General features: G+C 53.3%; 1 protein-coding gene. It reads left to right on the top strand.

From position 1 onward, the window contains the following. A partial coding sequence (locus Xmir_RS35825) for an amino acid adenylation domain-containing protein (protein ID WP_145956900.1) occupies positions 1-8,209 on the top strand: 8,209 nt, incomplete at its 5' end. Positions 8,210-8,260: the final 51 nt, after the last annotated feature.

The raw sequence follows: 8,260 nt of genomic DNA, 5'->3' as shown, positions 1-8,260 counted from the left end.
ACGGCTGGTGGCCTATGTCGTGGCGGAAGCGGATGAAGTACTGGTCAACAACCTGCGTACTCACCTGAGTGCGGTTTTGCCGGATTATATGGTGCCGGCCGCTTTTGTGCGTCTGGACAGCTTGCCGCAGACCCCGAACGGCAAGCTGGATCGCCGGGCACTGCCGGCACCGGACGGGAACGCCTTTGCCCGGCAAGCCTATGAAGCCCCGCAGGGAGAAACAGAAATCGCGTTAGCGGTGATTTGGGGTGAATTACTGGGCATTGAACAAATCAGCCGGCATGATAATTTCTTTGCCTTGGGTGGCCATTCATTGCTGGCGGTGCGGGTCATGAACCGGATAGCGGTTTTAGGGGGGGAATTGCCGCTGAGTACGCTGTTTAACGCCCCTTCTTTGGCTGCGCTTGCCGAGGTGGTTCAGGCCCGGTTTGATCAACAAGGCAGCGTATTACCTCCCATCATGCCCGTCTCCCGTGAAGGGATACTGCCATTGTCATTCGCTCAACAGCGTTTGTGGTTCCTGACTCAGTTTGAAGGTGCCAGTGAAACATATCATATTCCCATTGCGCTACGTTTGCGGGGTCAACTGGATGGAGCAGTCTGGCAGCAGGCACTGAATGCGCTATTTGCCCGCCATGAGGCACTGCGCTCTGTCTTTGTGTCCGTTGACGGTCAGCCTCAGGTCCGTCTGCTGGCGGCAAACCACGGATTGCCATTGGTTCAGTATGACCTGCGTGAACACCCGGATGCCGAAGTGGTACTGGAACAACTGTGCGCTGAAGAAATGTCTGCGCCATTTGAACTCGGTCATGACCCCTTTATCCGGGCGGTGCTTATCCGGCTGGCGGATAACGAATATCAGTTTTTGTTGACCCAGCATCATATTGTTTCCGATGGCTGGTCGGTCAATGTACTGATAGATGAACTGAACACGCTTTATAGCGCTTTTCTGGCCGGACAACCGGATCCTTTGCCCGCGCTGGCGATCCAATATCCTGATTATGCGGTCTGGCAGCGTCAGTGGCTCTCCGCTGAACGTATTCAGGTGCAATCTGATTATTGGCGTACGACACTGGCTGACGCCCCCGTTTTGCTGGATTTACCTACAGATCGGCCCCGTCCGTCTGAGCAGTCGTTTGCCGGTCAGATTTTACCCATCAATTTGGATGCGGAACTAACGGCCGCGCTGAAACGCCTGAGTGCGCAGCACGGTGTTACCTTATTTATGACGCTGTTATCCGCCTGGGCAGTGGTCTTATCGCGTTTATCCGGTCAGGAAGATATCATTATCGGAACCCCCAGTTCTGGCCGCAGCCGTCAGGAAGTGGAGTCTTTGATTGGCTTCTTTGTCAATACGCTGGCATTGCGCACGGGAGTCTCGGGTGAGTTGACGGTGGCAGAATTGTTGGCGCAGGTCCGGCAAACCGCGTTAGCGGCACAGGCGCACCAGGATTTGCCGTTTGAGCAGGTAGTGGAAATTGTACAACCGCTACGCCAGCTGTCCCATACGCCACTGTTTCAGGTGATGTTTTCCTGGGAAAACAATGAACATACCGACTGGACACTGCCGGGACTGACCGTATCTCCGGCTGATCAAGATATGGAGATTGTCAAATTTGATCTTGAGCTGGGGCTGTTTGAGGAGGGCGACAGGATTGCCGGTGCTTTAAATTATTCTACGGCTCTGTTTGATCTAACAACCATGGAACGGCACATTGGCTATTTGCACACTGTATTGCAGGCCATGATCGCTAACACCCAACAGCGAATCGGGGACATTAATATCCTGACACCGGCAGAGCGCAGGTTGTTGCTGGAAACCTGGAATTCGACGGAAACTCCCTATCCTGAGACGTTGTGTATTCATCAGTTGTTTGAGCAACAGGTGCAAAGGGCGCCGAATGCAACAGCACTGGTGTGTGGGGCTGAAACATTGAGCTATGCTGAATTGAACAGGCGGTCAAACAGGCTGGCTCATGAGCTTATTGCACAGGGAGTGATACCGGAACAATGTGTTGCGCTTTGTGTCTCCCGTTCTGCGTCAATGATGATAGGGTTGTTGGCTATATTGAAGGCCGGAGGTGCTTATGTTCCGCTTGATCCTGCGTATTCGGGTGAACGCCTGAGTAATATTTTAAATGATGCAACCCCTGCAATAGTAGTGGCAGATGCGATAGGGCGTACTGCTTTGGGTCAGGAGACACTGAAGGGGTTGAAAGTATTAGAACCGGATAATGATTGGGCACAACCAGATAGCAACCCTCAGGTATTGTCACTGAATTCAAGACAACTGGCCTATGTGATTTATACCTCAGGGACCACTGGGATGCCCAAAGGGGTGATGGTGGAACATCGTGGCGCAATAAATCTGGCAATTGACCATATTGCGCGTTTAGGTGTTAAACCGAATAGCCGGGTTTTACAATTTGCATCCATCAGTTTTGACGCCAGCGTTGCGGATATTGTGATGGCTTATGGTGCGGGTGCAGCCCTCCATATCCTGTCAGATGATGTACGCTATGACAGGAATGCCTTGTGGAATTACCTGGATGAACATCGTATTACTCATCTGACTTTACCGCCTGCGGTCCTTCAGAATGCCCACGAACTTCCCCCGTTACAAACTCATTTAACCTTGATATTTGCAGGGGAGGCGCTGGGTTCTGCGCTATTGCAATCGGTAGCGGGCAGGTATAACACCTTTAATATTTATGGCCCAACTGAAGCCACCGTTGCGGTGATGGCATGGAATTGTCCACCAGATTATCAGGGTGAGGAGATCCCTATCGGCCGCCCAATAAACAATACACGTATCTATCTGCTTGATGCTCAGGGCCAGCCAGTGCCGCTGGGTGTGGAAGGTGAACTTTATATCGGCGGTGTAGGGATAGCGCGTGGTTATTTGAACCGGCCGGAGCTGAGTGCAGAGCGTTTCCTGAATGATCCATTCTCAGCGATCCCGGGTGCCCGCATGTATCGGACAGGTGACCTTGCCCGTTATCTGCCGGATGGTAACGTGGTTTATATAGGACGTAATGATCAGCAGGTGAAGATCCGGGGATTCCGTATAGAACCGGGAGAAATAGAAGCGCGCCTGATGGAGTATCCGTCCATTCGGGAGTCACTGGTGGTCACTTATAGCAAAGGGGGAGATAAACGGCTGGTCGCTTATGTGGTGGCAAATAAAGAAGAAGAACTTGCTCACCATTTGCGTTTGCATCTGTCAGCTTGCTTACCTGAATATATGATTCCGTCAGCGTTTGTCAGACTGGATGCTTTCCCGCTGACCCGGAACGGTAAGTTAGATCGCCGGGCACTACCCGCACCGGATGGAGATGCCTTTGCCCGGCAGGCCTATGAAACCCCGCAGGGGGAAGCTGAAATGGCGCTGGCGGCGATTTGGGGTGAATTACTGGGCATTGAACAGGTCAGCCGCCATGACAGCTTCTTTGCGCTGGGTGGTCATTCATTGCTCGCGGTGCGCATGATTGAGCGCTTACGTCAGTTGGGATTGACATTGATGGTACGGGATTTGTTCCGGTCGCCGGTGTTGTCTGATCTGGCGCAAACGTTGGGGCGGCATCAGACCGTCGAAATTCCGCCAAATGTGATTACCCCCGAAACGCAGCACCTGACCCCGGAAATGTTACCTTTGGTGGATTTAACGCAGGCGGATATTGACCTCATTGTCGGACAAGTATCGGGTGGCATGGCGAATATTCAGGATATCTACGCGTTATCGCCGTTGCAGGATGGGATTTTGTTCCACCACTTACTGGCACGGGAAGGGGATACGTACCTGATGAGCGGGCAGATAGTGTTTTCTGATCGCATGTTACTGGATCGTTATCTGGCGGCGATGCAACAGGTGGTTGACCGTCACGATATTTTACGGACGGCATTTATCTGGCAAGGGGTGTCCGTGCCGGTGCAGGTCGTCTGGCGCCATGCCTCCTTGTCAGTGACAGAACTGATACTGGATCCGACTGACGGCCCGGTCATTGACCAGTTAAGCCGACGTTTTGATCCCAGCCATTATCGTCTTGACCTGAATCAGGCCCCGCTACTGCACTTTGCGGTTGCTCAGGAAACGGATGGACGCTGGTTCTTGCTGGAATTGCAACATCATATGATTGGCGACAATGAAACAGCGGAAGTGATGCACCGTGAAGTTCAGGCATACCTGACAGGACAAGAGGAGAATCTGGCTGCGCCTGTGCCGTTCCGTAATCTGGTGGCACAGGTGCGGTTGGGCGTGAGCCAAGAAGCCCACACCCGTTTCTTTACCGAAATGCTGGCGGAAGTGGAGGAACCCACGTTGCCGTTCGGGCTGGCGGAGGTCCATCTTGATGGATCTCAGGAAATGGAATCTTACCGACTGTTGCCGCCTGAGTTGAATGACCGTTTGCGCAATCAGGCCCAGAAGCAGGGAGTGAGTCTGGCGGCCTTGTGCCATCTGGCCTGGGCACAGGTGTTGTCGCACACCAGCGGACAGGAAAAAGTGGTGTTCGGCACCGTGCTGTTTGGACGCATGACGGGAGGCGAAGGGGCAGACAATGGAATGGGATTGTTTATCAATACCTTGCCGTTACGGTTGGATATAGATGACACCCCGATACGGGATGGTGTACAGGCAGCCCATCGCCGACTGGCAGGATTATTAGCCCATGAACATGCTTCACTGGCGCTGGCCCAGCAGTGTAGCGGGGTTGAACGTGGCACCCCTCTCTTTAGCGCCCTGTTGAATTACCGGCACAATAGCTCCTCAGAGTCGTCGGATGATACATTGGAAGGCATTGAGTTTTTAGACGGAGAGGGACGAACGAACTATCCCTTTGGGCTGTCGGTAGAGGATTTTGGTGACGCCTTGGGATTGACAGCGAGTGTGGTACTGCCGTTTGACCCGGAACGGGTATGCGGCTATATGCAGCAGGCGCTGGAAAGTCTGACAGACGCGCTGGAACACACCCCGGAGATGCCGGTGCGGGCATTGGAAATCCTGCCGGAAGCGGAGCGTACCTTATTGCTGAACATCTGGAACGGGACGGAGACCACCTACCCTGAGGCCTTGTGTATTCATCAGTTGTTTGAACAGCAGGCACAGAAAACCCCGGAGGCCACGGCACTGGAATATCAGGGACAACGCCTGAGTTATGCCGAATTAAATGCCTGCGCTAACCGGCTGGCCCATCAGTTGATTGGGTTGGGGGTCGAGCCGGAGCAACGGGTCGCTATTTGTGTGGCACGTTCACCGGCCATGGTAGTCGCACTTCTGGCGGTATTGAAAGCCGGTGGTGCCTATGTGCCGTTGGATATCACTTATCCGGCAGAGCGTCTGGCGTATATCCTGAGTGACAGTACTCCATCCGTGGTAGTGGCAGACAGGATCGGGCAGTCTATATTGGGTGACGAGGTACTGGCTGAGTTGACTGTGCTTGACCCGACGAAGCAGCCTGATCAACCGGACAGTAACCCACAGGTTTCAGCATTAACGCCACAACATCTGGCCTATGTGATTTATACCTCGGGCTCTACCGGGCAGCCGAAAGGCGTGATGGTGGAGCATCAGGCGATTTATCAACGTACTTTGGGCGTCAATGAACTTTATGGCGTGACAGCGCAGGATCGGGTATTGCAGTTTGCGGCGTTTGCCTTTGATGTCTCCGTCGAGGAGTGTTTCTCATCATTATGTCATGGCGCCACGCTAATCATTCGTGATGATAGCTGGCTGGCTTCTATGCCGGAATTTATTGCCTTAGCCCGGGAAAACCGTGTCACGGTGATGTTTCTGCCCACATTATTCTGGTCTGAACTGGCGGGCAGAGATCCGGGATTAGCACTGCCTGACGCGCTCAGGCTGATTATTATTGGCAGTGAGGCCGTCCAGAAAAAAGCCCTTCAGGACTGGTTTGCACAGGAAGGTCATTGTCCCCGGTTATTAGATGCCTATGGTCCGACGGAAAATACCGTTACGGCCACCTGTCAGGAAATCCTTTCCCCAGATGATGACCGAGCTATCGGCCGGCCACTCAGAAATACCCGCATTTACCTGCTGGACGGCAACGGGCAACCCGTACCGTTGGGTTGTGTGGGGGAAATCTATATTGGTGGCGTAGGGGTTGCGCGGGGATATCTGAACCAGCCTATATTAAGTGAAGAACGCTTTATTCCCGATCCCTTTAGTCCGGTATCTGACTCCCGCATGTATCGCACGGGGGATCTGGCCCGTTACCAGCCGGACGGCAGTCTGGAATTCCTTGGCCGTAATGATCATCAGGTGAAAATTCGTGGTTTCCGTATAGAGCTGGGGGAAATTGAAACCCGCTTGCTGGAATATCCGGCGGTGCATGAGGCGGCGGTGCTGGCACTGGATGACGGGCAGAGTAAACGGCTGGTGGCCTATGTCGTGGCGGAAGCGGATGAAGCGCTGGTCAACAACCTGCGTACTCACCTGAGTGCGGTTTTGCCGGATTATATGGTGCCGGCGGCCTTTATGCACCTCGACAGCTTCCCACAGACCCCGAACGGCAAACTGGATCGCCGGGCACTGCCGGCACCGGATGGAGACGCCTTTGCCCGGCAAGCCTATGAAGCCCCACAGGGAGAAATGGAAATCGCGTTAGCGGCGATTTGGCGGGAAGTCTTGGGGACTGAACTGATCAGCCGGCATGATAATTTCTTTGCGCTGGGCGGACATTCATTGCTGGCGATGCGGGTCATGAACGGAATAGCCGCTTTAGGAGTGGAATTGCCACTGAGTGAACTGTTTAGTTCCCCCTCTTTGGCTGCCCTTGCTGAAAGACTCCATAGCCGATTTAATCAACAAAGTACGTTTGCTCAGCAAAACACATTGCCCCCCATCATGCCCATCTCCCGTGAGGAGGGACTGCCGCTGTCATTCGTTCAACAGCGCTTGTGGGCACTGACTCAGTTTGAGGGAGTCAGTGAGCGCTATCATATGCCGCTTGTGTTGAATTTGCGTGGTCAACTGGATATCGCAATCTGGCAGCAGGCACTGAATGTGTTATTTGCCCGCCATGAAGCGCTGCGCTCTGTCTTTGTTTCCGTTGACGGTCAGCCTCAGATCCGCCTGCTGGTGGCAGATCGCGGATTGCCATTGGTTCATCATGACTTGCGAGGATGCCCGAATGCTGAAACAGTGTTGGAACGACTGCGTACTGAGGAGGTGTCTGCGCCATTTGATCTCAGCCATGGTCCGCTTGTTCGAACGATGCTTATCCGGCTGGCAGATGACGAATATCAGTTTTTGCTGACCCAGCACCATATTATTTCCGATGGCTGGTCAGTGAAGGTACTGATAGATGAACTGAACTCACTCTATACGGCTTTTCTGGCCGGGCAACTGGATCCTTTACCCACGCTGGCGATCCAGTACCCTGATTATGCAGCCTGGCAGCGTCAGTGGTTTTCTGCTGAACGTATGCAGGCGCAATCTGACTATTGGCGCACGACGCTGGCTGACGCACCGGCTTTGCTGAATTTGCCTACAGACCGGCCACGCCCGTCTGAGCAGTCGTTTGTCGGGCAGGTTTTACCCATCAATTTGGATGCGGAATTAATGGCCGCCCTGAAACGCCTGAGTGCGCAGCACAGTGTCACGTTATTTATGACACTATTGTCTGCCTGGACGGTGGTCTTATCGCGTTTGTCCGGTCAGGAAGATATCATTATCGGAACCCCCAGTTCTGGTCGCCGCCGTCAGGAAGTGGAGCCTTTAATTGGCTTCTTCGTGAATACACTGGCGTTGCGCACGAGAGCCTCGGATGAACTGACCGTGGCGGAGTTATTGGCACAAGTCCGGCAAACCACGTTAGGGGCACAGGCGCATCAGGATTTGCCGTTTGAGCAGGTGGTGGAAATTGTGCAGCCGTCACGCCGGCCAGACCATACGCCGTTGTTCCAGGTCATGTTTGCCTGGCAGGATTATGAAGATCCCGACTGGACACTACCGGGGCTGACAGTGTCATCGGTTATTCATGATTTAAATATTATCAATTGTGATCTCGAAATAGAGTTTTTTGAGGAGAATGACATGATTGTCGGGGCGATAAATTATGCTCCGGCCCTGTTTGACCAACCGACCATAGAACGACACATTGACTGTTTGCTCATTGTGCTACAAGCCATGGTGGCTAACCCTCAGCAGCGGATCGGGGAAATTGATATTCTGACATTGGCAGATCAATAGCATAGAGCAAAATAGCATAGAGCAATCGTATTAGGGCGTGTTGACGTTTTG

The sequence above is a fragment of the Xenorhabdus miraniensis genome (assembly GCF_002632615.1).
Note: the sequence above shows the minus strand (reverse complement) of the source record. Positions and strands in the feature narration are given on the sequence as shown.